At 42.8% G+C, this 25,304-nt stretch carries 23 protein-coding genes and 1 pseudogene; 4 read left to right on the top strand and 20 right to left on the bottom strand.

All coding sequences use genetic code 11. From position 1 onward, the window contains the following. Nucleotides 1–120 precede the first annotated feature (120 nt). From HMPREF2918_RS05170 to HMPREF2918_RS05135, 8 genes are all read right to left on the bottom strand, one after another. Nucleotides 121–519, bottom strand: coding sequence for a DUF1310 family protein (locus HMPREF2918_RS05170; RefSeq protein WP_070594767.1), 399 nt, complete (start codon nt 517–519; stop codon nt 121–123). Nucleotides 520–626: 107 nt separating this feature from the next. Next, a complete protein-coding gene (locus HMPREF2918_RS05165) occupies nt 627–1,391 on the bottom strand; it encodes an amino acid ABC transporter ATP-binding protein (RefSeq protein WP_003016067.1) in 765 nt (254 codons plus the stop codon). A gap of 19 nt (nt 1,392–1,410) precedes the next feature. After that, nucleotides 1,411–2,097 (bottom strand): amino acid ABC transporter permease, encoded by a 687-nt coding sequence (locus HMPREF2918_RS05160; RefSeq protein WP_013904552.1) that lies wholly within the window; start codon nt 2,095–2,097, stop codon nt 1,411–1,413. Nucleotides 2,098–2,100: 3 nt separating this feature from the next. Further along, the gene (locus HMPREF2918_RS05155; protein ID WP_003004525.1) at nt 2,101–2,793 is read right to left on the bottom strand and encodes an amino acid ABC transporter permease; all 693 of its coding nucleotides are present in this window, start codon (nt 2,791–2,793) and stop codon (nt 2,101–2,103) included. Between the two features lie 66 nt (nt 2,794–2,859). Then, nucleotides 2,860–3,738, bottom strand: coding sequence for a transporter substrate-binding domain-containing protein (locus tag HMPREF2918_RS05150; protein ID WP_003004175.1), 879 nt, complete (start codon nt 3,736–3,738; stop codon nt 2,860–2,862). 27 nt (nt 3,739–3,765) lie between these two features. Beyond that, nucleotides 3,766–4,767, bottom strand: coding sequence for a uroporphyrinogen decarboxylase family protein (locus tag HMPREF2918_RS05145; RefSeq protein ID WP_070594766.1), 1,002 nt, complete (start codon nt 4,765–4,767; stop codon nt 3,766–3,768). Between the two features lie 98 nt (nt 4,768–4,865). After that, nucleotides 4,866–5,066: a hypothetical protein gene (locus tag HMPREF2918_RS05140; RefSeq protein ID WP_070594765.1), complete on the bottom strand. Its 201-nt coding sequence runs from the start codon at nt 5,064–5,066 to the stop codon at nt 4,866–4,868. 17 nt (nt 5,067–5,083) lie between these two features. Further along, complete coding sequence (locus HMPREF2918_RS05135; protein WP_070448944.1) at nt 5,084–6,085, bottom strand: uroporphyrinogen decarboxylase family protein; 1,002 nt, start codon at nt 6,083–6,085, stop codon at nt 5,084–5,086. A 435-nt stretch (nt 6,086–6,520) separates the two neighbouring features. Between HMPREF2918_RS05135 and HMPREF2918_RS05130 the strand changes: the two genes are divergently transcribed. Continuing rightward, complete coding sequence (locus HMPREF2918_RS05130; RefSeq protein ID WP_003004374.1) at nt 6,521–7,378, top strand: 5'-nucleotidase, lipoprotein e(P4) family; 858 nt, start codon at nt 6,521–6,523, stop codon at nt 7,376–7,378. Nucleotides 7,379–7,435: 57 nt separating this feature from the next. Here the strand turns inward: HMPREF2918_RS05130 and glmS are convergent, their stop codons facing one another. The 7 genes from glmS to HMPREF2918_RS05095 all read right to left on the bottom strand — a co-directional run bounded on the left by glmS (nt 7,436) and on the right by HMPREF2918_RS05095 (nt 15,426). After that, nucleotides 7,436–9,244 carry a glutamine--fructose-6-phosphate transaminase (isomerizing) gene (gene glmS, locus HMPREF2918_RS05125; RefSeq protein ID WP_070594764.1) on the bottom strand — a complete coding sequence of 603 codons (1,809 nt, stop codon included), beginning with the start codon at nt 9,242–9,244 and terminating at the stop codon, nt 7,436–7,438. 232 nt (nt 9,245–9,476) lie between these two features. Beyond that, nucleotides 9,477–10,862 carry a glycoside hydrolase family 1 protein gene (locus HMPREF2918_RS05120; RefSeq protein ID WP_070594763.1) on the bottom strand — a complete coding sequence of 462 codons (1,386 nt, stop codon included), beginning with the start codon at nt 10,860–10,862 and terminating at the stop codon, nt 9,477–9,479. 134 nt (nt 10,863–10,996) lie between these two features. Then, the gene (locus tag HMPREF2918_RS05115) at nt 10,997–11,692 is read right to left on the bottom strand and encodes a gamma-glutamyl-gamma-aminobutyrate hydrolase family protein (protein ID WP_176745985.1); all 696 of its coding nucleotides are present in this window, start codon (nt 11,690–11,692) and stop codon (nt 10,997–10,999) included. A 177-nt stretch (nt 11,693–11,869) separates the two neighbouring features. After that, complete coding sequence (locus tag HMPREF2918_RS05110; protein ID WP_070594761.1) at nt 11,870–13,390, bottom strand: ABC transporter permease/substrate-binding protein; 1,521 nt, start codon at nt 13,388–13,390, stop codon at nt 11,870–11,872. Then, entirely contained in the window at nt 13,383–14,111 is a 729-nt protein-coding gene (locus tag HMPREF2918_RS05105; protein WP_070594760.1) for an ABC transporter ATP-binding protein, read from the bottom strand. The genes HMPREF2918_RS05110 and HMPREF2918_RS05105 overlap by 8 nt, the downstream gene beginning before the upstream one ends. Then, nucleotides 14,104–14,958, bottom strand: coding sequence for an SDR family oxidoreductase (locus tag HMPREF2918_RS05100; RefSeq protein ID WP_070594759.1), 855 nt, complete (start codon nt 14,956–14,958; stop codon nt 14,104–14,106). Before HMPREF2918_RS05100 ends, HMPREF2918_RS05105 begins: the two co-directional genes overlap by 8 nt. A gap of 18 nt (nt 14,959–14,976) precedes the next feature. After that, nucleotides 14,977–15,426, bottom strand: a complete 450-nt coding sequence (locus tag HMPREF2918_RS05095) for a MarR family winged helix-turn-helix transcriptional regulator (RefSeq protein ID WP_070594758.1) — start codon at nt 15,424–15,426, stop codon at nt 14,977–14,979. Between the two features lie 256 nt (nt 15,427–15,682). Here HMPREF2918_RS05095 and cbiM point away from each other — a divergent pair, with 256 nt between their 5' ends. Genes cbiM through HMPREF2918_RS05080 form a run of 3 tightly spaced genes read left to right on the top strand, consistent with a single transcriptional unit; the run spans nt 15,683 to nt 18,185 of the window. Beyond that, complete coding sequence (gene cbiM, locus HMPREF2918_RS05090) at nt 15,683–16,666, top strand: cobalt transporter CbiM (protein ID WP_070505343.1); 984 nt, start codon at nt 15,683–15,685, stop codon at nt 16,664–16,666. After that, nucleotides 16,659–17,447, top strand: a complete 789-nt coding sequence (locus HMPREF2918_RS05085) for an energy-coupling factor transporter transmembrane component T (RefSeq protein ID WP_049522963.1) — start codon at nt 16,659–16,661, stop codon at nt 17,445–17,447. The genes cbiM and HMPREF2918_RS05085 overlap by 8 nt, the downstream gene beginning before the upstream one ends. A gap of 12 nt (nt 17,448–17,459) precedes the next feature. Beyond that, on the top strand, nt 17,460–18,185 hold the full coding sequence (locus HMPREF2918_RS05080; protein ID WP_070594757.1) for an energy-coupling factor ABC transporter ATP-binding protein: 726 nt from the start codon (nt 17,460–17,462) through the stop codon (nt 18,183–18,185). A gap of 54 nt (nt 18,186–18,239) precedes the next feature. On the opposite strand, the pseudogene HMPREF2918_RS05075 reads toward HMPREF2918_RS05080, so the two are convergent. The 5 genes and pseudogenes from HMPREF2918_RS05075 to HMPREF2918_RS05055 all read right to left on the bottom strand — a co-directional run bounded on the left by HMPREF2918_RS05075 (nt 18,240) and on the right by HMPREF2918_RS05055 (nt 25,238). Next, nucleotides 18,240–18,652: pseudogene (locus HMPREF2918_RS05075) on the bottom strand (YjdF family protein). 143 nt (nt 18,653–18,795) lie between these two features. Further along, entirely contained in the window at nt 18,796–20,025 is a 1,230-nt protein-coding gene (locus tag HMPREF2918_RS11345; protein WP_049491037.1) for an acyl-CoA thioesterase/bile acid-CoA:amino acid N-acyltransferase family protein, read from the bottom strand. A gap of 58 nt (nt 20,026–20,083) precedes the next feature. Then, nucleotides 20,084–20,539, bottom strand: a complete 456-nt coding sequence (locus tag HMPREF2918_RS05065) for a MarR family winged helix-turn-helix transcriptional regulator (protein ID WP_070594755.1) — start codon at nt 20,537–20,539, stop codon at nt 20,084–20,086. Between the two features lie 97 nt (nt 20,540–20,636). Further along, nucleotides 20,637–23,138, bottom strand: coding sequence for a leucine--tRNA ligase (gene leuS / locus HMPREF2918_RS05060; RefSeq protein ID WP_070594754.1), 2,502 nt, complete (start codon nt 23,136–23,138; stop codon nt 20,637–20,639). 123 nt (nt 23,139–23,261) lie between these two features. After that, nucleotides 23,262–25,238 (bottom strand): peptide ABC transporter substrate-binding protein, encoded by a 1,977-nt coding sequence (locus HMPREF2918_RS05055; protein WP_070594753.1) that lies wholly within the window; start codon nt 25,236–25,238, stop codon nt 23,262–23,264. Nucleotides 25,239–25,304 lie beyond the last annotated feature (66 nt).

Raw genomic sequence — 25,304 nt, 5'->3', positions numbered from 1 at the left:
GTTACTTTTGTTAAAAAATGTTGCCAAATCGTTACAAGCACTAGCTATTAATGTAACATATTGGTTTTGATACAGAAATGTTTCTATTTACCTATATTAGGGGTATTTACCTAATTGAGTCTATTTTCCAGTCTCTTCTGCTTTACTTAACAGATCATCTAATTTTGCTGAAATACCGTAACTACCTGCTCCGAACTGTCCTGAATCTTCCATTTGAACAGTCGTATCGATCGTTAACTTTTTATCGCCATTGATCACAAGATAGACATTCATCCCTCCCATTGGATTGTATTCCAATTCACCTTTTATCAGGGTATAGGAGTGAATGACTCCTTCTGAAGTGAAAGCTTTAGGATCGATACTGATTAACAAGTGTTTTATCGCTCGCTCCATTTTCGTGCTTTCTGCAATCTGAATCATTTCCCTTCTCTCAGCAGCTTTATCCGTAAAAAGACTGCAACCTCCTAGAAACAAAGTCAGTAAGAATAGTAGTACAAATCGTTGTTTTTTATCAGTCATATTTCCCTCTCACTTATATTATTCGTAATGATTTTTAAAAAATGACCCAATTTTTAAAAATTTTTTCCAGATCCTAAAAAACACACCCTTACTGGGTGTGTCTCCTGTTAAATCATGTATTCAACGCTATAAGTGGCGTCGGATAAAATCCGTGAAAGGAATTGTTTGGTTCGCTCTTCTTTTGGACTGTTGAAGAATTCATGGGGTTCGTTTTCTTCGATGATGTGTCCGCCATCCATAAAGATGACGTGGTTGGCCACATCACGCGCAAAGCCCATCTCATGGGTTACGACAACCATGGTCACTCCTTCTTGGGCCAATTGCTTCATGACATCTAAGACGTCACCGACCAACTCTGGGTCTAGCGCTGAAGTCGGCTCGTCCAGCAAGATCACGTCTGGTTTCACTGCGATGGCACGCGCGATTCCGATCCGTTGCTGCTGGCCACCTGACAATTGAGAAGGATAGTAATCCTTATAAGCAAGAAGACCAACTTTTTCAAGGGCTGATTCTGCCCGTTGGATGGCTTCTTCTTTTGGAATCTTACGAGCTACAACCAGTCCTTCTAAGATATTTTCAAGCGCTGTTTTGTTGGCAAAGAGATTATAATGCTGGAAGACAAAGGCTGTCTTTTGGCGGATTTCTAGAATCTCTTTTTTGCTGAGTTTTGAGAGGTCGTACTCTTTTCCACCTAGGGTGAGGTGCCCTGTATCTGCCTTTTCCAAGTGGTTAAGGCAGCGAAGGAAGGTTGTTTTTCCTGATCCAGATGGACCCAAAATAACGACGACATCCCCTTGGTTGACCTTGAGATTGACATCTACCAGGACCTGGTGGTCCTTAAATTTTTTCGATACGTGTTCTACTTCTAACATCTTTTCATTTCTCCTTCTTCTATGCGAGTGTCAGGCGTTTTTCTAAGCGATTGAATCCCCATTGAATCACCCCACAAATGACAATATAAAGAATAAAAATCACTAGATAGGATTCAAAATATTGATAGCCATAAGAGGCTTCGACCTTGGCAATGGCGGTGATATCCTTGATGGTCATGACAAAGACAAGGGAGGTTCCTTTGACCAAGTTGATAACCAAGTTACACAAATTGGGAAGGGCTGAACGCAAGGCTTGTGGAAAAACAATGCGGATGTAGGCTTGGCGATTAGTCAAACCAATGGCTTGCGCTGCTTCTAGCTGGCCCTTATCCACAGTCAGAATGGCTGACCGTAGAATTTCAGCAAGACTCCCCGTTGTCATCAAGCTAAAGATGATAAAGGCATAGTAAATGGGATTGATCTCAAAGACATTAAAGTGACTACCAATACTCTTAAAAAAGCTATTTAAGAGACTGGGAAAGAGACTATAAAAGAAGAGAATCAAGAGAATCGGAGGTGTCGCGCGGATAAAAGCTAAGTAAATCACTGAGAAACTGCGAACACCTTTGACCTTATAAATCTGACCGAGTGCCAAAAAGAGGGCTGGAAAGAAACTCAAAAGAATTGATACGACCATGATCAGAAGGGTCACTGGAACACCACCCAAGGTGGCTAGAAATGCTTTACTAATAAAATTGAAATCCATAAGCTACCTTTCTGTTACACTGAGTCGTTTCTCAAGGAGTTGAGCGGAGAAGGAGATCACAAGGGCAATTCCCCAGTAGATCACTGCGACAGCTGTATATGTTTCGAGGGAATAATTCCCAAGATTGCGGCTGATCAAGTTGTTGCCTGCTCCCATGATATCGATAAAGCCAATGGTATAAGCCAAAGCGGCATCGCGCATGAGGTTCAAGATGGCAGTTGTCATATTTGGAAGAGCCACGCGAAAGGCTTGAGGAAGGACAATCCGCCAAATGGTTTGAGCCGGCGTCAAGCCAATACTCAAGCCCGCTTCCATCTGACCTTTTGGAATGGCCAAATAGGCTGCCTTGAAGACCTCAGAGATCATCGCAGCAAAGAGAAGAAACATGGCAACAAGGACAAAGACAAACTTGGACCAGTGGTCAATGTCAATGCCCAACCACCAGTTCAAAAATTGGGGCAGTCCATAAAAGACCAAAAAGAGCAAGACAATCGGAGGGGTACAACGCAAGGTAAAGACATAACCTTTTGCCAGACCTGCTCCTACCTTATCTTCTGATACTTGTGCCCAGGTCAAAACCAAGCCAAATGCAGAACCGAGAACCGTCGTTAAAACCATCAAAGCTAGGGTCGCTGGTAGAGCTTGGACCAAGGTTGGAAGAAATGACCAAACCTTGGAAATGTCGTATGAGACCATGTTTCTTTTCCTTTCTGTATCCGTATAGAAATAAGGAAGCTGGGGCTATGCGCACCCAGTTCCATCTTATTTCTCTTTATCTACATAACTGAAGACATCTTCACCGAAATATTTTTTCGACAATTTAGCAAGTGTCCCATCTTTTTCCAATTCTTTGATAGCCTTGCTGTATGCTTCCGCAAATTTTTCGTTTTTCTTATCCTTATGGATCAATGGGTAAGTTGGAATTCCTTTGTAGGCAAACCAGCTAAGTTTGTCCGCATATTGGTGGTAAGAACCATCTTTATCTGTGACAGCTTTTTCAAAGGAAAGTTTGATGTCAAAGAAGGCATCGTAACGTCCTTCAAGAACCCAAGCATAAGCATCTGCGACTTTGAAAGATTCCGCAGCTGTTAATTCGATTTGTTGGTCCTTATGCTTTTCATTGTATTCTTTAATAACATTCCATTGTGCATTTTGTGGTGAAATTGGAACCAATTTTCCTTTTTCTTTAGCGAAGTCATCGATGTTCTTGTATTTATTCGCATCTTCTTTCCGGACGGTAAATCCGATGATACTTGCACCGATTGGTTCTTTTGGAATGATAAATTTCTTGGCACGTTCTTCGGTATACCAAGCTCCTTTGGTTCCGATATCGTATTTACCAGATTCTAGACCGATCAAGAGATCGTCATCACTTGTTCCAGTGTACTCAAACTTGTAGTCTGGTAGTTTTTCGTCAATGGCTTTGAGAACGGCTACTTCATAGCCATCTGATTCTCCTTTTTCATCAACGAAATCATACGGTACATAGTTTTGAGTGTGGGCTACTTTCAAGGTTGTTACCTTGTTAGATCCTGTTGAGCCTTTGCTGTCGTTTGCATGGTTCAAGCTCCGTCCAAGAATGGTTGCACCTGCAATGGCAAGAACTGCCACCCCACCGATAATCCATGTTTTTTTACTCATACTTTGTTCTCCCTTTTTCTATTTTCCTTATTCTGCTGCAGCTTCACGAACCCATTCGATTCGTTCTTCATCAATGTCACTTGGAATCGTACAATCGGCACCAATGACCAAGCCTGTGGTTCCTGTTTCTGCGATGATGCGTTTGGTTTCTGCTTGGATCGCAGCCTTATCTCCTGTGTAAAGAAGACCATTTTTACCATTTTCAAAGCCACCAAGAACCGTGCGTCCACCGAAGATTTCGCATCCTTCTGCTAGGCTGATTCCTTCTGGTCCGACTGCCCAGTTAATGACTTGGGCTGGGTAGTCTGTGAAGAGATGGATATCATTGCGAGCTCCTTCGTAGCCACAGATATGAAGAATATTTACGCCACCGGCTTCATTGGCCGCCTCTAAGACATGGAGTTCACTCGGTGCAATAATGTTTTTATAGACTTCTTGTGTAACCCGCGCATCTTGGATACTTTGAACACTGAGGTAGATCCCGTCTGCTCCTGCTTCTTTAATAATTCGTTGGCTCAAACTTGCAATATCTTGGCCAATTGTATCCAATACTTTTTTAAGAGTTGCTGCATCTTGATCGATAAAGTTGGCGATCAAGTCATCTCCTCCTGAAACTTCTCCGACCAACCATTTGAAGTAGGTCACTGGAGCAAAGATATTGTAGATAGCCACAATGTCTTCTTCAAAACCGGCACGGATTTTTTTAACGAGCTCTACTTGCTCTGTGATCCATGGATGATCTGCTCCGAGTGGTTCAATCCCTGCTAAGTCAGAGATATTTTCAAGGCCTTTGTGAATGGCTGGATTTGGATAAGCAAAGTAACCATCACTCATGAGTTTGACAAAGTCTGGTTTGACCTTGTGAAGGAAGTTTTTATGGCCATTCAGGTTTTTTTCAATAATTTCCGGATTTGAAAATCCTTTCAACCATTCTTCTTCTGTTGTAAAATGATGCCAAAATCCAACTGGCACACGGTCAACTGCTTCTCCTTTGAAAGCTTTTAACACTAATTCTCTTTTTGATGACATGTTCTTACCTCGTTCTATCTTTTCTTGTTTGTTATCTTATCACTTCAATGATGCTTTGACTAATATATATTTTTTATCAAGCTCTTCATCTTTTTTTATCACTGATCTTCGAGAAGAAGAATTCCTGCTAGATCAGACGGGCGAAGGAGGGAGAGGCTATGGGCTGGAATTTTCTCCAGTCTTTCCATATCTGGATCTTTTTTTGCTTTCCCCTGACTGCTTGCTAGAGCAGCTTTACTAAGCCCTAAAAGCAAAAACAAAACGGTTACCAGGATACACCATACATTGATCTTTTTCATCTCCCTCTCCTTTCTTCTTACAATACAGCTGCTTGACGCACCCAATCTAAGCGTTCCAATTGGAAATCATCTGGCACGGTACAGTCTGCTCCAAGGATCAAACCACGACTTCCGGCTTCAGCCACCAAGCGGCGCGTTTCTTGCTCAATAGCTTCTCGTTCCCCTTGATAGAGCAAGCCTTTTTTGCCATTGACAAAGCCACCCAAAACGGCACGATCGCCGAAAAGTTTGCGACCTGCGGCTAGGCTAAGGCCTTCATGATGGGTTGCCCAGTTAATGACTTGAGCTGGATAATCCTTGAAGAGTTCCACTTCATTGCTGGCCCCTTCAAAACCACAGATATGAAGGATATTGATGCCTCCAGCTTCATTGGCTGCTTCTAGGACAGCGATGCTGCTAGGCTCAATGAACTTGCAGTATTCTTCATCTGTCACACGCTCGTCTTGAATTTGCTGGGTTGAAAAGTAAATCCCTTCAATACCTGCTTCTTGGATCAAGCGGCGACTTAAAGTAGCGATGTCTCCTGCAATCACGTCAAGGACATGAGCTAAAGTTTCTGGATCTTCCTTGATAAAGTCTGCAATCATTTGATCTCCACGGGATTGATCCGTACGGAACCAGCGTTTCAAATAAGAAATGGGCGAGAAGATATTGTAGAAAGAAGCAATCTCTTCATGGAAATGAGAACAAATTTCCTTGACCACTTCGATTTGTTTTTCAATCCATGGATGATGCTCTCCAATCGGTTGAATATCCTTCAATTCTCGGATCGATCTGATCTCTCTCGAATAAAGAGCACTCGGATAGCGGAAGAAGCCATCGCTCATGATCTTGACAAAATCAGGTGAAATTTCTTCAACATAGTGTTGGTGGCCCTTAATACTTTTTTCTACTACAGCCGGATTGTCTAGACCCAATTCTTTTTCTTCTTGGGTCACATAATGGAGCCAAAATCCTACAGGGATTCGCTCTACTGTTTCGCCTCGAATGGCACGAAGAACCAATTCTTTTTTACTCATACTGTACATCCTCCTCAATATTTCTCCAACAGAAAGACTGACTGCTTTCCTTCTGGAATTTGTAACCATGATATCACCTCAAAAAGTAGCTGACTAATATATTTTCCCTATCAAGGCCTTAAAATTTCTTTATTGAGAAAGGCATCAAAAAAACGCAAGTGCTTGAAAATAGGGACTTGCGAGTATCTTTCTTTATTGTTTCATTTTAGAAGAAAAGGGATGCTTTGATCTTTTCTTGATCCGGTTATAGCAGAAAACTATATCCCTTCTTTTAAAGGAAAAAATGGCGTATGTTAAAGCAAAGAAACCTTTCATAACAGCATTTTTCCTCTTTTGTTCTTTTCACCGATTCCTAGACACCTTCTCCTCTTTCTTGTCAGGCAAGATTGAAAGGAGTATAATTTTTATAGAATAATTTTAAGGAGTGTACGGTTTATGAAAACAACAAAAACCACCTTTACCATCGTTTCTGCTCTTGCTTCTGTCATTTTACTGACGAGTTGTGGAAGCAATACCACTAAAACGCAAGAGACAAAAGCAAGTAGCACTAAAAATCAGGTGACGATGACCTATGACCAGCAGCGCTCACAAGAAAATACCATGTCTGTTCTCTGGTACCAAAAGGCAGCTGAAACTAAGGCTTTGTATTTACAAGGCTACAATGTCGCTACTGACCGTTTGAAAGAGATCCTCCAAACTCCTTCTGATAAGCCTTATTCCATCGTCTTGGATTTGGACGAAACTGTTTTAGATAACAGCCCTTACCAAGTTCAAAACGTCAAAGACGGTACGGCCTTCAATCCTAAAGATTGGGATGTTTGGGTGAAAAAAGCAGCCGCAAAAGCGGTGCCAGGTGCTAAAGATTTCCTTCAATATGCGGATCAAAACGGGGTTCAAATCTACTACATTTCTGACCGTACAACCTCTCAAGTAGATGATACCATTAAGAACCTTGAAAAAGAAGGCATTCCTGTTCAAGGACGCGACCACCTCATGTTCTTAGAAGATGGCGTCAAATCAAAAGAAGGCCGTCGCCAAGCTGTACAAGAAAAGACCAATCTTGTCTTGCTATTCGGGGACAACCTGGTTGACTTTGCAGATTTTTCTAAGACCTCTGAAGCTGATCGCGATAAGAAATTGGACGAATTGCAAAAAGAATTTGGTGAAAAATTCATCATCTTCCCAAATCCAATGTACGGATCATGGGAATCTGCTGTTTACCAAGGTAAAAAACTAGATGCCAAGGGACAAACAGAGGAACGTCTTAAAGCCTTGCAAGGTTTTGATAAATAAAGCAAACATCCTCGCTAGGAAAAACCTAACGAGGATGTTTTTTCTATATTAACAAATTTATTCAACTGTTACAGACTTAGCAAGGTTCCGTGGTTTGTCGATATCGAGTCCACGATGAAGGGTTGCAAAGTAGGCAATCAATTGGGTCGGCACCACCATTGAGATTGGAGAGAGGTAAGGGTGAACCGCTGTCAAGACCAAATCATCTGTCTCTTTAGCGACATTTTCCTCTGCAATGGTTAAAACATGAGCCCCACGTGCTGCCACTTCTTGGATGTTTCCACGTGTGTGGCTGGCTAGGACTGGATCAGACAAGAGAGCGATGACCGGTGTACCCTCTTCGATCAGAGCGATGGTACCGTGTTTCAACTCACCCGCAGCGAAGCCTTCACATTGGATGTAAGAAATTTCTTTTAATTTCAGACTGGCTTCCATGGCAACATAGTAATCTTGGCCACGTCCGATATAGAAAGCATTGCGGGTTGTCTCCAACAAGCCACGAACTTTTTCGTCGATCACTTCTTTTTCTGAAAGGGTTGATTCGATCGATTGGGCAACGATAGACAATTCGTGCACCAAATCAAAGGCTTTGGCCTTCTCATTGCCATTGGCTTCCCCAACAGCTTTAGCAAGAAAGGCAAGGGCTGCGATTTGAGCCGTATAAGCCTTAGTAGAAGCTACCGCAATTTCAGGACCCGCATGGAGCAACATGGTCATGTCTGCTTCACGTGAAAGAGTTGAACCTGGAACATTGGTCACTGTCAAGCTTGGAATGCCCATTTCATTGGCCTTGACCAATACTTGGCGGCTATCAGCTGTTTCACCAGATTGGCTGATGAAGATGAAGAGTGGTTTCTTGCTGAGAAGTGGCATACCGTAGCCCCATTCAGAGGAAATACCGAGTTCTACTGGAGTATCTGTCAACTCTTCCAACATCTTCTTAGACGCAAATCCAGCATGGTAAGAGGTACCAGCCGCAAGGATATAGATGCGATCTGCTTCTTGAACAGCCTTGATAATAGCTGGGTCTACCACTACTTGACCAGATTCATCTGTATAGGCTTGGATCAACTTACGCATGACAGTTGGTTGCTCATCGATTTCTTTAAGCATGTAGTATGGGTAAGTCCCTTTTCCAATATCAGAAAGGTCAAGTTCAGCCGTGTAGCTATCCCGTTCTTTGACGTTTCCATCATAGTCTTGCACTTCAACACTATCAGCCTTGACAATGACCAACTCTTGGTCATGGATTTCCATGTATTGGTTGGTTTCACGAATCATGGCCATAGCATCAGAGCAAACCATATTGTAGCCATCGCCAAGACCGATCAAGAGTGGTGATTTATTTTTTGCCACATAGATGGTACTTGGATCTTCCGCATCCATCAAAGCAAAAGCATAGGCCCCACGGATGATGTGGAGGGCTTTTTTGAAGGCTTCAAGCGTAGACAACCCATCTTCCTCAGCGAATTTTCCGATCAAGTGGGCTGCGATTTCTGTATCTGTTTGCCCCTTGAAATGGTGACCTGCTAGGTATTCTTCCTTGATTTCAAGATAGTTTTCAATGACCCCATTGTGGACCAACACAAAGCGACCTGTTTCAGAACGGTGTGGGTGAGCATTATCCTCAGTTGGTTTTCCATGAGTGGCCCAGCGGGTATGTCCGATCCCAGCTGTCCCTTCGACACCTTCTGCCTTAGATGACAATTCTGCAATGCGGCCAACTGCCTTTACCAATTGGCTCTTGCCTTCACTAGCCAGAAAAACACCCGCAGAGTCATAGCCTCGGTATTCGAGTTTTTCAAGTCCTTGAATCAAAATATCAGTAGCATTTGTATTTCCTACAACACCAACGATTCCGCACATAGTTTTTACGATATAGCCTTGCTATACTTTCCCCTTTACTTAGTCAAATGACCTATGGTCGATTTCTCAGTTACTTTAAAATTGGTCTAGTCTAATTTGACCAAAAAGCAACCAGCGGAGTCAGTATACAATGCTTCTTCCAGTTTGTCAACTAGGAAATTCAAGAAAATTGGTCTAGTTAAGGGAGGGTTAAGAAAAACCTATCAACATCTTGGTTGATAGGTTGCTTTTTCTACTCTTCAAATCCATTCCGCTGACTCAACTTACGGAACCAATGACCAGATTTTTTGAGGGTTCGTTTTTGACTTTCGAGATCCAACTCAACTAAGCCATAGCGGTTCTTGTAGCCATTGAGCCATGACCAACAGTCAATAAAGGTCCAGATCAAATAACCTTTACAGTTAGCACCATCTTGAATAGCCCGGTGGAGCTCACGAAGATGGTCTTTGACAAAGTCAATCCGGTAGTCGTCTTGGATCACGCCATCCTTGCGGAATTTTTCCTCTCCTTCAACCCCCATCCCATTTTCGGTCAGGATCCACTCGATATTGCCATAGTTTTCCTTGATATTTTGGGCAATGTCATACAAGCCTTGCTCATAGATTTCCCAACCACGGTGGGGATTGATCTTGCGGCCTGGCATAACATAAGGTTCATAAAATTGTTCAAAGAGTAGGGGAGATGCTGGATTTGGAGCATAACGAGGAGCCGCCACACGGAGTGGTTGGTAATAGTTAACCCCTAGGTAATCCACCGTATTTTCCTCGATCAAGCGCAATTCAAAAGGATCATAATCCGGCAAGAGATCACGCTCCCGTAGGATCTCCACTAATTCTTCAGGATAATGACCAAGAACAGATGGATCTAAGAAGGATTTGGCTTGAAAGAGCTCGGCAATGCGCGCAGCTTTCACATCTTCTGGATGCTGGCTCCGAGGATAGGCCGGTGTTAGATTGAGCACAATCCCGATACGATAGTTAGGATCCACCTCGTGACAGGCCTTGACTGCTAGAGAGCTTGCCAACTGGGTGTGGTAGGCTACTTTAACTGCTGCTGCTGCGTCTACCTTATGAGGAAAATGGGCATCATAAAAATAACCAAACTCCACAGGCACAATGGGTTCATTAAAGGTGATCCACTGATCGACCAGATCCCCATAGGTCTTAAAACAAAAACGCGCATATTCCTGATAAGCATAGGCAGTTTCTTTATTTTCCCAACCATCCCCTTGCTCTTGAAGAGCCATCGGTAAATCAAAATGATAGAGGTTAACCAAGAGATGAATCCCTTTTTCTTTGATCTTTTCAAAGACACGACGGTAGAAATCAACGCCTGCTTGGTTGATCTCCCCTCGTCCTTCTGGGAAAATACGGGACCACTGGATAGAGGTCCGAAAGGCAGTATGGCCGGTTTCTAACAAGAGATCCAAATCTTCTTCCCAGTGTTCATAAAAAGTCGATGTTTTCTTTGGTCCTTGCCCTTGATAAAAGCGGTTGGGCTCGATCCTATACCAGTAATCCCAGAGATTGTCTCCCTTTCCATCCTGAGATAGACGTCCTTCCGTTTGAGGGCCCGAGGTCGAACTCCCCCATAAAAAATCCTTTGGAAATTGATACATGTCCTAATCCTCCTCATTCTACTAGCTCTATTGTAGCGCATCCTCCCCCAAAACCTAGGCACAATTTACAGTCTTTCTTACGCAGATTAAAGAAAAAGCCCCTTAGGAAAAATTCCTAAGGAAGCTGGTCCTCATTATAATTCATTCACGACATAATCAAAGAGCTTGCGATCTGCTGGACTCTTGTCAAAACGCAGTTCCGGATGCCACTGAACGCCGAGGAAACGGCTCTCATCTGTGGATTGAACGGCTTCTATGATGTCATCTTTAGGATCCCGCGCGATCACTTCTAAGCCATCTGCCAAGTCTTTAATACTTTGATGATGGAAAGAATTGATGCGACTGGTCTTACCATAGATCTCTTGCAGGACCGTCTGATCCTTGGTCACCAACTCTTGGCTAGTGTACTGACCTGGATTGTCCTGCCAATGGTGTTCAATATCTTGATGCAGAGTTCCCCCTAGAGCGACATTATAGAGCTGGGTTCCACGGCAGACGGTAAAGATCGCTTTTTTAGCCGCACGCGCTTCCTCAATCAAGGCCAACTCAAAAAGATCACGTTTTAAGAGGTAGTCATCGCTATCAATGGTGATTTCTTCTCCGTAAAACTTGGGCAAGACATTTTGTCCACCGGTGATGATGAGCTTATCAATCATCGATATGTAGTCTTTGGCCAAGGCCGCATCTCCAATTGGCAAGATCAATGGAATCCCTCCTGCCTCTTTGACCGCTTCGACAAAACCAGTCGCCGCATAACTCATGTTCGCGTCTGGATCATCCGGGAAGGGTCTTTCATTTCCTGTAATTCCAATCACTGGTTGTTTTTTCATACTTTTTCCATATACTTTCATTCATTTTCAAGGCTTATTGTAACACAATTTTAAGCCAGACTCAATGGAGATTTTTTGAAGAGAAGGTCTATCCCTCTACCCCAAAAGCTTGCTGAAAGGATATAAAATTGCTTTCTATTAAAAAATTCTCAAGTGCAAAGACTTGAGAATGGTTTGTTAATTTTTTATCAACCCTTCTTTTACCAAAAAGTCACGCGCTACTTTAGCAGCAGGCTTGCCTTCTACTCCGACTTGGTAGTTCATCTGGCTCATCTGGGCTTCCGTAATTTTACCCGCCAACTTATTGAGAACAGCTTCTAATTCGGGATGTTTCTTAAGAAGAGCTTCTTTCATGAGGGGCGCCCCTTGATAAGGTGGGAAGAGTTGCTTGTCATCTTCAAGGACCACCAGGTCATAACGAGCCAGCTCGGCATCTGTTGAGTAGGCATCCGTTATTTGAATATCCCCAGACTGGATCGCCTGGTAGCGAAGGGCTGGCTCCATGGTGGAGACTTGTAAGTTGAGACCATAGATCTTCTGCAAGCCTTTGTTTCCGTCCTCTCGGTCGTTAAACTCAAGCGTAAAGCCTGCCCTGAGTTGTCCTTCCACCTTTTTCAAATCTGAAATAGTCTTGAGTCCATACTCTTGGGCAATCTTTTTAGGGACTGCAACAGCATAGGTATTTTGATAAGCCATAGGTTTGAGCAAGGCCAGGTCGTCTTGTCGTTTGATCCCATCTCGGGCAGCTTTGTAGACTGTTTCTGGATCATGACTGACTTGTGGTGCTGGCTTGAGGAGACTTTCGGTCACCGTACCTGTAAACTCTGGATAGATAGTGATATCCCCTTTTTTCAGGGCTTCATAGAGGAAGGTGGTCTTGCCAAAATTCGGTTTGACGGTCACTGTCATATCTGTATTTTTCTCGATCAAGATCTTATACATATTGGCGAGAATTTCAGGTTCTGGTCCTAACTTTCCAGCGATGACCAGATTTTCTTTCTTCGGTTTTGGAAGAAGACTTGGTGTATAAGAAGCTCCTAATCCAATAACCATCACAGCAAAAGCCGCAAAGATGGTCCGCAATTTGGCCTTTTCCATCCATTTGAGAAGAAGGTTAAATGCGATAGCTAAGAAGGCAGAAGATAGGGCACCGATCAAAATCAGACTGGCATTATTGCGGTCAATCCCTAGGAGGATAAAGGAACCAAGTCCCCCTGCTCCAATCAAGGCAGCTAGGGTAGCTGTCCCAATAATCATCACGGCTGCCGTGCGAATCCCAGACATAATGACGGGCATGGCCAAGGGAATCTCGAACTTCTTGAGTCGCTCCCACTTGGTCATCCCAAAGGCGATTCCTGCTTCTTCAAGGCTTGGATCAATCCCTTGTAAACCGGTAATGGTATTTTGAAGGATGGGGAAAATGGCATAGATGACAAGAGCTGTTATGGCCGGAAGCGTCCCGATTCCCATAATAGGAATGAAGAGGCCCAAAAGAGCCATGGAAGGAATGGTCTGGAAGATCCCAGCTATCTGTAAAACCCAGTTGCTTGTTCTTTTGTGGATACTCAAATAAATAGCTAGAGGAACAGCTAGAAAAATCGCAAGGAGCAAGGTCAGTAATGACAGTTGCAAATGTTGCCCCAGTGCAGCGAGCCAGTCCCCAAAGCGTTCTTGAAAGGTTGCAAGTAGTTTAGACATGGTGAGCACCTCCAAATAGATCTGCGACAAAGTCGTTGGCTGGCTGGGCAAGAATGGTCTCAGAATCCGCTACCTGTACAATCTCTCCTTCTTGCAGCACTGCAATCCGATCCCCTAATTTTAAGGCCTCGTCCGTATCATGGGTTACGAAGATGGTCGTCATGCCGAATTCTTTGTGCAATTCTTTGGTAAGAGCCTGCAACTGCTTACGGGAGATGGCATCCAAGGCTGAAAAAGGTTCGTCCATCAATAAAATCTTTGGTTCCCCAATGATAGCTCGCACAATGCCAATCCGTTGTTGCTCTCCACCAGATAGCTCGCTTGGTAAACGATGGGCATAATCTGCAGGGGGCAGGCCTACCTTGTTCAAGAGTTCTTCTGTTTTCGAAGCGATTTGCTCCTTGCTCCAGCCCTTCATCTCAGGAATAAGAGCTATATTTTCCGAAACCGTCAAGTTTGGAAATAGGGCAATGGCTTGAAGGACATAGCCGGTACTGAGACGTAACTCCCGTTCATCATAGTCCTTGATACGTTTTCCATCCATATAGATATTGCCATCAGTCGGCTCCAAGAGACGATTGACCATCTTGAGCATGGTGGTCTTTCCAGATCCTGAAGGACCCACTAGCACCATAAATTCTCCATTTTCAATGCGGAGATTGACATCTTTTAAAATATCCTTTTCTGTATAGCGCAAGGCTACATGTTTGTATTCAATCATATTTTTCCTCAATAAGTTTTCTGTCTCTTAGAATATCCAATAGGCTGCTTGCTGGATGCCCTAGGACTTTTTCGACATCTGTAGAAACCCCAGCTTGTTCTCCAGCTTTAATCGCTGTATAGGTGCTGACCCAGGCATCGTACTCCCATGTTTGTGCTGGCCATTTTTTCCGTGACTCATAAGCTTCTTCTACCGATTCATCTACATACGTGATGGCGACACCCGTCTCTTTTGAGAGAAGCGCTACGATTTCTTCCATGGAAAGATCCTCTGGCCCTGTCAGATTCAAGGTTTGATTTTCCCACTCCTTAGGATTTAAAAGAATCTCTGCTGCAACCCTAGATGTGTCCTTACGGGCAACAGCTGATACCAGGCCACTACCGGCCGGACCACGAATCTCTCCATTTTCAAGTGCAATATCAATCAAGAAGTCCAAGTAAAAATTATCTCTCAAAAAAGTGTAGGTGAACCCTAACTCCTTGATATAGGCTTCCGTCTGGGCATGATCTCGAGACAAGGTAAAAGTTGCCTTCTCATCTGCCCCATAAAAGGAGGTATAAACAATATGTTGCACCCCTGCTAGTTTTGCAGCATCCAAAAACTCCTTGTGCTCCTTGACACGCTCTGGATTTTCCCGAGCAGAAATCATCAACAAGATATCAATACCCTTTAAGGCCTCAACCACCTCTGGTGTATTGGCATACACTATCTTACGAATTTCCGCTGACGCGTAGACTGTTGCCCGCTCTGGACTTCTTGCCAGATGGATAGAAGCAATTCCTTTTTTATCGACAAGATCAGACACATAGGAACCTAATTTCCCTGTTACACCTGTAATTCCAATCATAACTGTTGCCTCCTTTCCCTAGATGTCATTTTCTTTAGCTTTTAGATTTGTGATAATCCGCTCTTGATAGGCTTCAAATTCTTGAATTTCTTGATCCGAAAATCCTTGGTAGAAAATCTCACCCAACTCTTTACTAACGCGGTCACCGATTTCTTTTTGCGCCCAACCGAGGTCTGTCAAAGAAATATATTTTTTCCTTTTATCCTGCGTACAAGGTTGAATCGTAACCAAGCCTTGTTCTTCCAATTTCTTAACCATGCTGGTCAAGGTATTATTAGCTAGACCCGTCGCAAGAGCGATATCGGTCGCAGTAGCGCACCCCAACTCTTGCTTCCACAAAATCGTTAAAATTTTCCCCTGTTCACTTCGGTATTGGGCATCTGGTTCCTTGCTCAAGAGTTTTTGAAAGATACGCCCATTTAACAAGCGTATTTGTAAAGCTTGGTAGCCCCCTTGCATCTTGTCCATTTTGTCTCCTTTTTATTTCTATATCGAAATATCACAGTCATTGTATCACTGTTCGTTACATCTGTCAACTATTTCGATATGGAACCAATAATTTTATCTAAATTCACCTTAAAAAGCCTTTCTAGCCCTTCAAACTAGTTTTTTCTCCCTCTTTCTAGCAAGTGTAACAAATGTTGGACTCGTTTTGCAACGACACCTGATTTTATAATGTGGTAATCTGTTAACGAAATTAAATCATACTAATGGAGAATTTGTTATGCATATACCAGATAATTACCTTAGTCCTGCAAGTTGTGCAGTTTTAGCGGTTGCTGCTGCGCCTGTTATTGTCTTGTCCATCAAAAAAGTCAAGGTCCAATTAAAAGAAAATAAAGAGCTAGCGCCGATGCTTGGGATTGCTGCTTCTTTGTCCTTCTTATTGATGATGTTTAATGTTCCTGTTCCTGGTGGAACGACCGCTCACGCTGTCGGAGGGACCCTTCTTGCCATTCTCATAGGTCCCTATGCGGCCTCTCTAGCGCTGACAGTTGCCTTACTCCTACAGGCCTTCTTATTTGGTGACGGAGGGATTCTCGCTCTTGGGGCCAATATTTTCAACATGGCCATTGTGATGCCTTTTGTTGGCTATGCTATTTATAACTTGTTCCGCAAGCACCATCAGGAAACGCTTGGCGTTATTATCGGTTCTTTTCTTTCGATCAATGCTGCTGCCTTCTTAGCTGGTGTTGAATTGGGCTTGCAACCCCTCATCGCGTCAGAAGCTGGTCAGCCACTCTATAATCCTTATGGATTGAGTATCACGGTGCCTGCTATGTTGGGTGCTCACCTCCTTGTCGCAGGTTGGGTCGAAGCCTTCTTCACCGTTGTGATTTACCGTTTTGTAAAACAAGTTGCTCCTGCAGAGTTGTACACACCAAGTACAGTCAATACAACTTCATTTGTTAAAAAAATTCGCTGGGTACTCCTTGCTTTGATCGTCCTCAGCCCACTTGGACTCCTCGCAGATGGGACAGCTTTTGGTGAATGGTCTACTGAAGAATTGGGTAGCCTGCTTCATGGCAAAGTCCCAACAGGGATCAAAAATGGATTCTCTTTTGAAGCCTTGTTCAGTGATTACACCATTCCTGGAACAAAAATTGCGATTGGCTATATCCTATCAGCCATTACAGCTGTTCTCATTTTCTATATCATCAGTAAAATCATTCGATCAATGAACGGAGAAAAGACTTCTCATGCGTAAACTCCCTGACTGGCTTCATCAAGAGCAAGCGACTCTAGAAGCTTCAAAAAGCCATCACTATTTACAAATGAATCTTCAAACATTGCGCCACTTTCTTGGCAAAATGAAACAAACGACGCCCGCATTCAAGGCCAAAACTTCGTCTTGGATGCGGCTCGTTTCCTTTTTAATTTTAGCCATTCTCATTACGACTGCCCACCATCCCATCCAACTGTGGTTGATCGGCATCCTTTTGTTAATGCACATTGCCATGCTTCCTGGAGAGGTCCTACTCCACCTCTTTAAGGTCCTGTTCAAGGTGCTGTTGATTTCCACAATTGTGATATTGCCTAGCATCTTATTTCAAGGATTTCAAAATGGAGGACTCTTTTTGCTACGTGCAGGGATGATTGTCCTCAATATTTCTCTCTTTTTAGCCACTACCACAAGCATCCAACTGGTTGAGGCCCTAAGGCAGCTACATGTCCCCAAGACCTTTGTCCAGACCATTGATATTACGCTGAAATATAGTTATATTTTGGGAAAACACCTTCACCAACAAATTGAGTGCGTCCAACTCCGGACCGTTGGTCAAAAAGTGAACCTCCATCTCTTTGGCTCTCTTCTGGGTCTCCTGTATCTATCAACGAAGAACCATACCAAAGAGGTCTACGAGGCCATGTTGCTGAGAGGCTACGGTATGGATACAAAGCGCAAAGAAGCCTTCCACTGGAAGAAGGAAGACGTCTTTTTCCTATTGGAATTGGCGGTTCTCACGACCTTCACGACCTTACTTGGCTAGAAAGGAAGCCCTATGATTACCATTCAGGATGGAAATTACCACTACACAGATGAGATTGGAATCCACGATATTCAACTACAGATCAAGCAAGGGGAAACCGTGGGCTTGATGGGCCCAAACGGAGCTGGAAAATCGACCCTCTTTAAAATTCTGGTTGGGCTCTTGCCCCTGTCTTCTGGTCAGTACCACTTCAAGGATTGGACCATTGACAAAGACTTCTTGAAAGATCCCCATCGTGCTGGGCAACTCTTCCAGCAGGTTGGACTCATTTTTCAAAACAGCGATACCCAATTGTTCAATACAAGCGTCTATGATGAACTGGCTTTTGGCCCACGTCAACTCGGCTTATCGGCAGTTGAAATCGAACAACGCGTCAATGATACACTCACTCTTTTAGAGATTGAGCACCTGAGAGATCGTATTCCCTACCATCTTTCCGGAGGGGAAAAGAAGCTAGTCGCTATCGCTAGTGTCCTCACCATGAATCCTAGTCTCTTGCTATTTGACGAGCCCTTTAACGGTCTCTCACCAAAATACCAGAAGCTGATTGTCGCCTTGCTCCAAGAACTCAAAACAGCAGGAAAAACGATTGTGATTTCCTCCCACCATTTCGAGCAAATCGCTCCGATTGTGGAACGGGTTCTGCTCTTTTCTGAAGAGCACACCATTACAGGAAGCTACAATCGAGCTGATTGGGAAAATCATCCAGATATTCAACAATCGTTTTCAACATGTTAAAAAGCCTCGGTAGGGTTCTTCCTACCGAGGCTTTTTTGATGAAAGAGATAAGGGTTAATATCCTTTATGCTTCTCTCTTCGTTTTTGCTGTTTGCGTTCGAATTTCTCTTGTTTGAGCAATTGTTTTTGGACACTAGATTGATGTTTTGAAATCTTTTTCCTTTCCTCATACTGCAACTGCAATAGTTCTTTCGACTTGGAAGAAACTTTCTGATTTACTTGTTTCTTCACCATTCGCTGTAATCGTTTAGGATTCTTGATTTTTACATGTTGCTTAACTATAGCTTCTGGACTAAAAGATAATTGAGTAAACTGAGTCTGTAAGATCTCTAGAATTTCATCATCTTTTGGCTCCTGACCAAATGTCACACGACAAACTTGATAAGTTTCTCGATACACTTGTTCGAACAAACCATGCCAAAATCCATCTTCAAAATAAACTGCAATCCAATTGAAATTGTTTCCACGACAGCACCTCCTTAAATCTATCCCTAAGAATGGACAACCAAGGAGGAAGGTTACTGATAGGCTTGCCTACGTCTGGACTACCAACCAGAACTGTGTTTTTATCTTAGTTGGAACTATTATAGCATATTTATAATCTATTTTATTACTTCTTCAAATGCCTATCAAAAAAATGAATCGTAGCCAACCAAGAATCCTTACTCTCTTTCATCAATAAACGCCAATCTTTTCGATAACGATGATTTGGTTGATAAGCCACTGTCAACATGTGACCTGTTTCATGATATTTTTTAAAGGTAATGTAGTGGCCTTTATAATGTGAGACAATATCATCAATCGCTGACGAGGCATCCCATATTTCATCAACAGTACTTCCGAGCAATAAGATTGGTGAATGCATTTGACCAATATCTATCCTAGCAGAGCAATCTTTGGGGAAGGTTTTTCTAAAAAATTTACTGAATAGATAATCTCCAAGTCGAAACTTTTGATAGGGAAGTTCCTTTTGCAAATGCGTCCAAGAAGAAGTATGAGAGTTCCATTTCCCTTTTATCCCTTCATATACCACATCAGAGGGTGAATTTAGTACCAAACATTGAACGTCATTAAAAAGGCTCTCCTCAGCTAAAACGAATTCTGCTCCCTTAGACCGTCCATAGATTCCAATTTTTTCACTATCTACTTGGGGATGCTGACGTAGATAATCCTTTGCTTCCACAAGGCACTCTAAAGGAATACGTTCCAAATGTTTTGGTAACCCCTCTAAACCAAAGTAGGCAACTGCTAGGCAAATATAACCTCTAGAAGATAAAAGCTGAGCTATATTCTGTGCCTTTTCAATCCGTCCTTCACTACCGCTCACAATAATCAATGCTGGTGTTTTTATTGCCTTTTTATCATAGAAGAGTCTCCCTTGAAAATATTTCCCGTAAATATCTTGATGACTAATTTGCGAACTCATGTAATGTCTTGTGAAAGTTCTCTCTGCAATGATAGTATTTTCTTGCATAATTTTGATATCCACAAAAAAATGATCTAATAAGGGAATTTCAGAAAGAGAGTTTGGAAGTTTCTTTCTCTCATTGGTCAAGGGCTTAGCATTAAAAAATAGTCCCATTGTTGAAATGCCTTCATAAGAGCCAGAACAAGATGGAGTTTGTGAAATATCAATAATACCATACTTATCTGATACAAAAGTCCCTATTGATCTCCATAAAACATCATGAGCTAAAAGCATGGGAGCATTGATACAATAATAATCAGTTAGGTACATCTCGACTCGATATGTTTCTCTTGGTTTTAAGCCATTGATGACAATATTAAAAGATTCGTCTGCTAACTCAGACTCTGAGATAAGTTCAATTTGTATATTCATATCTTCCTCTTTTTTTGTTAATGTGATTAACAATGTAGTTTTAAAATTACCGTGATTTTTACCACGGTAATTCTCGCCATACCTGTTCAACATCATCCATCAGTTTCATAACCATTTGAAGGTCCTCATCACTATAGTTTCTTAAAACTGAAAAAATGGCTTTTTCAATATGTTCTTGCTGCTCTTTATGGATGTTAAAAACTTCAACCCCTTTTTTGGATAATATCAGATATTTATTTTTTTCATTATCCTGTGCAAATTCAAAAGCAACGAGGTCTTTCTTGGTTAAACGTCTAACACTCTGAGTAATAGCGCTCCTTGATACTTCAAGTAACTCAGATAATTTCACTAGATTCACAGGCTGATTCCGACCTATTAGATCAATCAAATGGACTTCATTAATAGTGATTGATTTATCAATACTATTCCTGTGCTGATCCTTTTTCAACCGTTCAAAGGCTAAAACAAAGCTGTTAAAACGATTATTAAACTTATGCAGTTCTTTCTTATTCATAGTTTCCTTCTTTTTGTTAATGATATTAACAAAATATCGTTTTCTTGTCAAGAAGAGTCAAAAATCCTCCAGAGCTGAACTCTGAAGGATTTATTTTTTATTTCACAACGATATTAACGAGTTTATTAGGGACACTAATCACTTTCACGATTTCTTTGCCATCAATCTCTGCCTTGACTTTTTCGTCAGAGAGAGCAACTTCTTGCAATTCTTCGCGTGATAGGTCTTTTGCGACCATGAGTTTAGCACGGACTTTTCCTTTGATTTGAACGACGATTTCGATTTCGTCTTCAATTAATTTGCTTTCGTCCCATGTTGGCCATGCTACGTAAGAGATTGACTCACCTGTTGCTGCGACTGTTTGCCAGAGTTCTTCTGCCAAGTGAGGGGCAAATGGGGCAATCAATTGGATAAAGCCTTTAGCGTGGTCCACATAGAGTTTATCTTCCTTATTCGCCGCGTTGACAAAGACCATGAGTTGGGCAATGGCTGTGTTGAATTTCATCGACTCGATTTGCTCAGTGACAGACTTAACAGTTTCGTTGTAAACCTTGTCTAGAGCGCCATTGTTTTCCGCAACGATTTCTTTACTTGTGATCAAACGGTAAACACGGTCTAGGAATTTACGGCTTCCTTCCAAGCCTTCTTCAGACCAAGCGATGGAAGCGTCAAGTGGTCCCATGAACATTTCATAGACACGAAGGGTATCCGCACCGTATTGTTCCACCACATCGTCTGGGTTAACCACGTTCTTGAGGGATTTCGACATCTTAGCTGGCGCTTGCTCCAATTCTTCCCCTGTTTCCACATGGAAGAAGGAACCGTCACGTTTTTCAACCTTGTCAGTTGCCACAAGAGCGCCACGGTGGTCACGGTAGCTGGTTCCCAAGATCATTCCTTGGTTAAAGAGTTTTTGGAATGGCTCCTTAGTTGGAACAACACCAAGGTCATAGAGGAATTTATGCCAGAAACGAGCGTAGAGCAAGTGAAGCACAGCGTGTTCTGCACCACCTACGTAGATATCGACTGGCAACCATTGTTTGAGGAGATCCTCGTCAGCCAATTTCTCAGTGTTGTGTGGATCGATATAGCGGAGGTAGTACCAGCTTGAACCGGCCCATTGTGGCATAGTATTCGTTTCACGACGACCTTTGACGCCATCTTCGCGGGTCACTTCCAGCCAGTCTGTCAAGTTGGCCAATGGGCTTTCACCAGTACCTGAAGGGCGGATGTCCTTAGTTACTGGTAAGACAAGTGGGAGTTCACTTTCTGGAACAGCTGTTGAAGTTCCATCTTCCCAATGGATGATTGGGATTGGCTCACCCCAGTAACGTTGACGGCTAAAGAGCCAGTCACGAAGACGGTAGGTAACTTTTTCTTGACCGAAGCCTTTTTCTTCCAACCAAGCCACGATTTTAGCAATCGCTTCTTCTTTGTTAAGACCGTTCAAGAAGTCTGAGTTGACGTGAAGGCCATCTTCTGTGTAAGCAGCTTCTGCTACATTTCCACCTTCCAACACTTCTACGATTGGAAGACCAAACTGGTTAGCAAATTCCCAGTCACGTTGGTCGTGGGCAGGTACGGCCATAACAGCACCTGTTCCATAGCTAGCAAGAACATAGTCGGCAATCCAGATTGGGATTTCTTTACCGTTAACAGGGTTGATGGCATAAGCACCAGTCCAAACTCCTGTTTTTTCCTTGGCAAGGTCTGTACGAGCCAAGTCTGATTTGAGGCTAGCTTGGTGTTTGTAATCTGCTACGGCTTCAGCTTGTTCAGCACTTACGATGGCATCTACTAGTTCATGCTCAGGCGCCAAAACAGTGAAGGTTGCCCCAAAAAGGGTATCTGGACGTGTCGTAAAGACAGTGAATTCCTTGTCTGTTCCTTTCACTTTGAAGGTCACATTGGCACCAGTTGATTTCCCGATCCAGTTGCGTTGCATGTCCTTGATAGACTCTGGCCAATCTAACTCATCCAAGTCATTGAGCAAGCGCTCTGCATAGGCGGTGATTTTAAGCATCCATTGGCGCATTGGTTTACGAACAACTGGATAGCCTCCACGCTCAGAAGTTCCGTCAGGAAGGACTTCTTCGTTGGCGATGGCTGTTCCCAATTCTTCAACCCAGTTTACTGGCACTTCCGCTTCATAAGCCAAACCTTTTTCATAAAGCTTGGTGAAAATCCATTGCGTCCATTTGTAGTAGTTTGGATCTGTCGTGTTGACTTCACGGTCCCAGTCGTAAGAGAATCCAAGCGCATTGATTTGGCGTTTGAAGTTAGCAATGTTTTCCGCTGTGAATTCCGCTGGGTCATTCCCTGTATCCATAGCGTATTGCTCTGCAGGCAAACCAAAGGCATCCCAGCCCATTGGGTGAAGGACGTTGTAGCCTTGTGCACGTTTGAAACGGCTGAGGATATCAGTCGCTGTGTATCCTTCTGGGTGTCCTACGTGCAGACCCGCTCCAGATGGGTAAGGGAACATGTCCAATGCATAAAACTTAGGTTTTGAAGCATCTGTTCCTGTCTTAAAAGTATGATGGTCAGCCCAGTATTTTTGCCACTTAGGCTCGATTTCTTTATGATCGTAAAAACTCATAGCGTCTCTCCAATTTTCGTGATGCTCCTATTATACCATTTTTAGGCGATTTTTAAAGGTTCAGACAAAGAAAAAGACAGGTCCCATACGGGACCTGTCCATCCTGTTTTCGCTAAGAAAAGTCTATTTCACATGCTTTTCAAGTTCTTTTTGCGCTTTTTTATTGGATTCTTCTTTTTCTTTCTTCCATTGTTCACGCGCTTTGTCATAGTCTTTCGCCGCTACGACCTTGTCTTGAACTTCTAAATACTTATAGTTAAAGGTTTGACCCTTGTGGCCTGTCCAAGCAAAGGCTGCAGAGTATGGTACAGTCTTACGAACGACTGGAGAAGCCCCATCCGAATGAATCGGAATCAAGAGGGCGCTATCGGTCAACCAAGCCTGAGCCGCAGCATATTTTTCATAACGCTTGTTCACATCAGTGTTTTCTTTTTGAGCGTCCTCAATTAATTGATTGTACTCATCAAAGCCAGCTGCTTTTGCCGCCGCATTATCCGTACCAGCATCGAATCCAAAGTAAGAATTGGCATTTTCACCAGATTTACCACTGGTGATGTCGATGTAAGAAGATGGGTCCGTATAGTCTGGTCCCCAGCCCAAGTTATTGTTTAGATCCCAGTCTTGTTGGGAAGCATTTTCAGCAAAGTAAGTCACTCGTTGAAGATCATCTTCAGAAATCATATTCAAATCGATGACAATATTTTCTGCTCCTAGTGTAGATTCAACTGACTGTTTAAAGGATTGAGCTTGTTTGATCCCATCTGTATAAGTTGAAGAAGTTGGAAGGTCCAAATGAATTGGGAATTCAACTCCTTGAGCCTGCAAGTCTGCCTTGGCTTTGGCAAACTCTTCTTTGGCCTTGTTTGGATTGTAGAGGGTGTCTTTTCCATCTGCGACAGAGACCCCTTTCCATTCATCCCCATAAGCTTCCAGGTCTTTTTCTACTGCATCCCCAAATTGTTTGCCATCGATTTGGACAAAGTTTGGTGGCGTAAAGGTATTACGGATGACCTTATTGGCACCCGCTTCCCCGTTAGTTTGCGCTACATAAGCCTTGCGGTTAAAGGCAAACATAATGGCTTGACGGAAGTCCTTATTTAAGATTGCTTTCTTGGTTGAAGTCTTTTGAGCATCAGTAGTCTTCTTTGTGATTTCATAAGCCTGACGGTCAATGTTGAAGGAAAGGTTGTAGGTAGAGGAACCTTGGTCAGTATAGACAATGTCGTCCTTATGCTTCTTCTCTACACTCTTATAGTTGGAACCATTTGGGAAAACACGGGCAACTGTATAGTCGCCGTTATCAAATCCACGAATCAAGGATTCTGAGTCTTGTCCATCATAATAGGTCAGCTTCACTTTACTGATCTTAACATTATCCGCATCCCAGTAGGTTGGGTTCTTTTCCAATATCGCAGAAGATTTAGAAGTGATAGATTTGATCAAATAAGGACCGCAGTATAGGATACTAGATGGAGAAGTTCCTTGACCATAGTCATCTCCTTTAGATTTCAGGAACTCTTCGTTAACCGGCATCAAGATCCCCATCGTAGTCTTAGAATTCCAGAAACTTTCTGGTTGGCTCAAGGTATATTGAACGGTATAATCATCAATAGCCTTTACTCCAACAGTTGAGAAATCAGATGTCTTCCCTGAAACATAATCATCCAAGCCTTTGACAGATTTTTGGACCAAGTAAATCGCTTGTGATTTCTTGTCTGCCGCGTGTTTGAGACCTGTGACAAAGTCTTTGGCCTTGACTTCTCCATATTCTTCCCCTTCAGAAGTCATCCACTTGACTCCTTTACGGAGTTTATAAGTATAGGTCAAGCCGTCCTTGGAAACAGTCCAGTCTTTAGCAAGCGATGGGATCAAGTTCCCGTACTTGTCCACTTCCAACAAGCCATCTATCGCATTTCCTGTAAACTCGGAAGTCGATTTTTTATTAGAAATCGAATAGTCGAGAGTATCCGGATCCTGGGTATAGACATAGCTAAAAGTCTGTCCGCCGGAACTTCCAGATTTTCCTCCTGAGCAGGCTGCCAGTACACCAGCTGATAAAAGCAGAGCGCTGGTCGCTAAGAGTACCTTCCCTTTGTTCATATAAATCACCTCATTGTAAAAAATGTTATACTCAATTTAAATTATAGCACTTTCTAGGGAAATGTA

The organism is Streptococcus sp. HMSC065C01 (assembly GCF_001813525.1).
Taxonomy (GTDB): domain Bacteria; phylum Bacillota; class Bacilli; order Lactobacillales; family Streptococcaceae; genus Streptococcus; species Streptococcus parasanguinis_V.
This window is presented reverse-complemented; position numbering and strand designations above follow the sequence as displayed.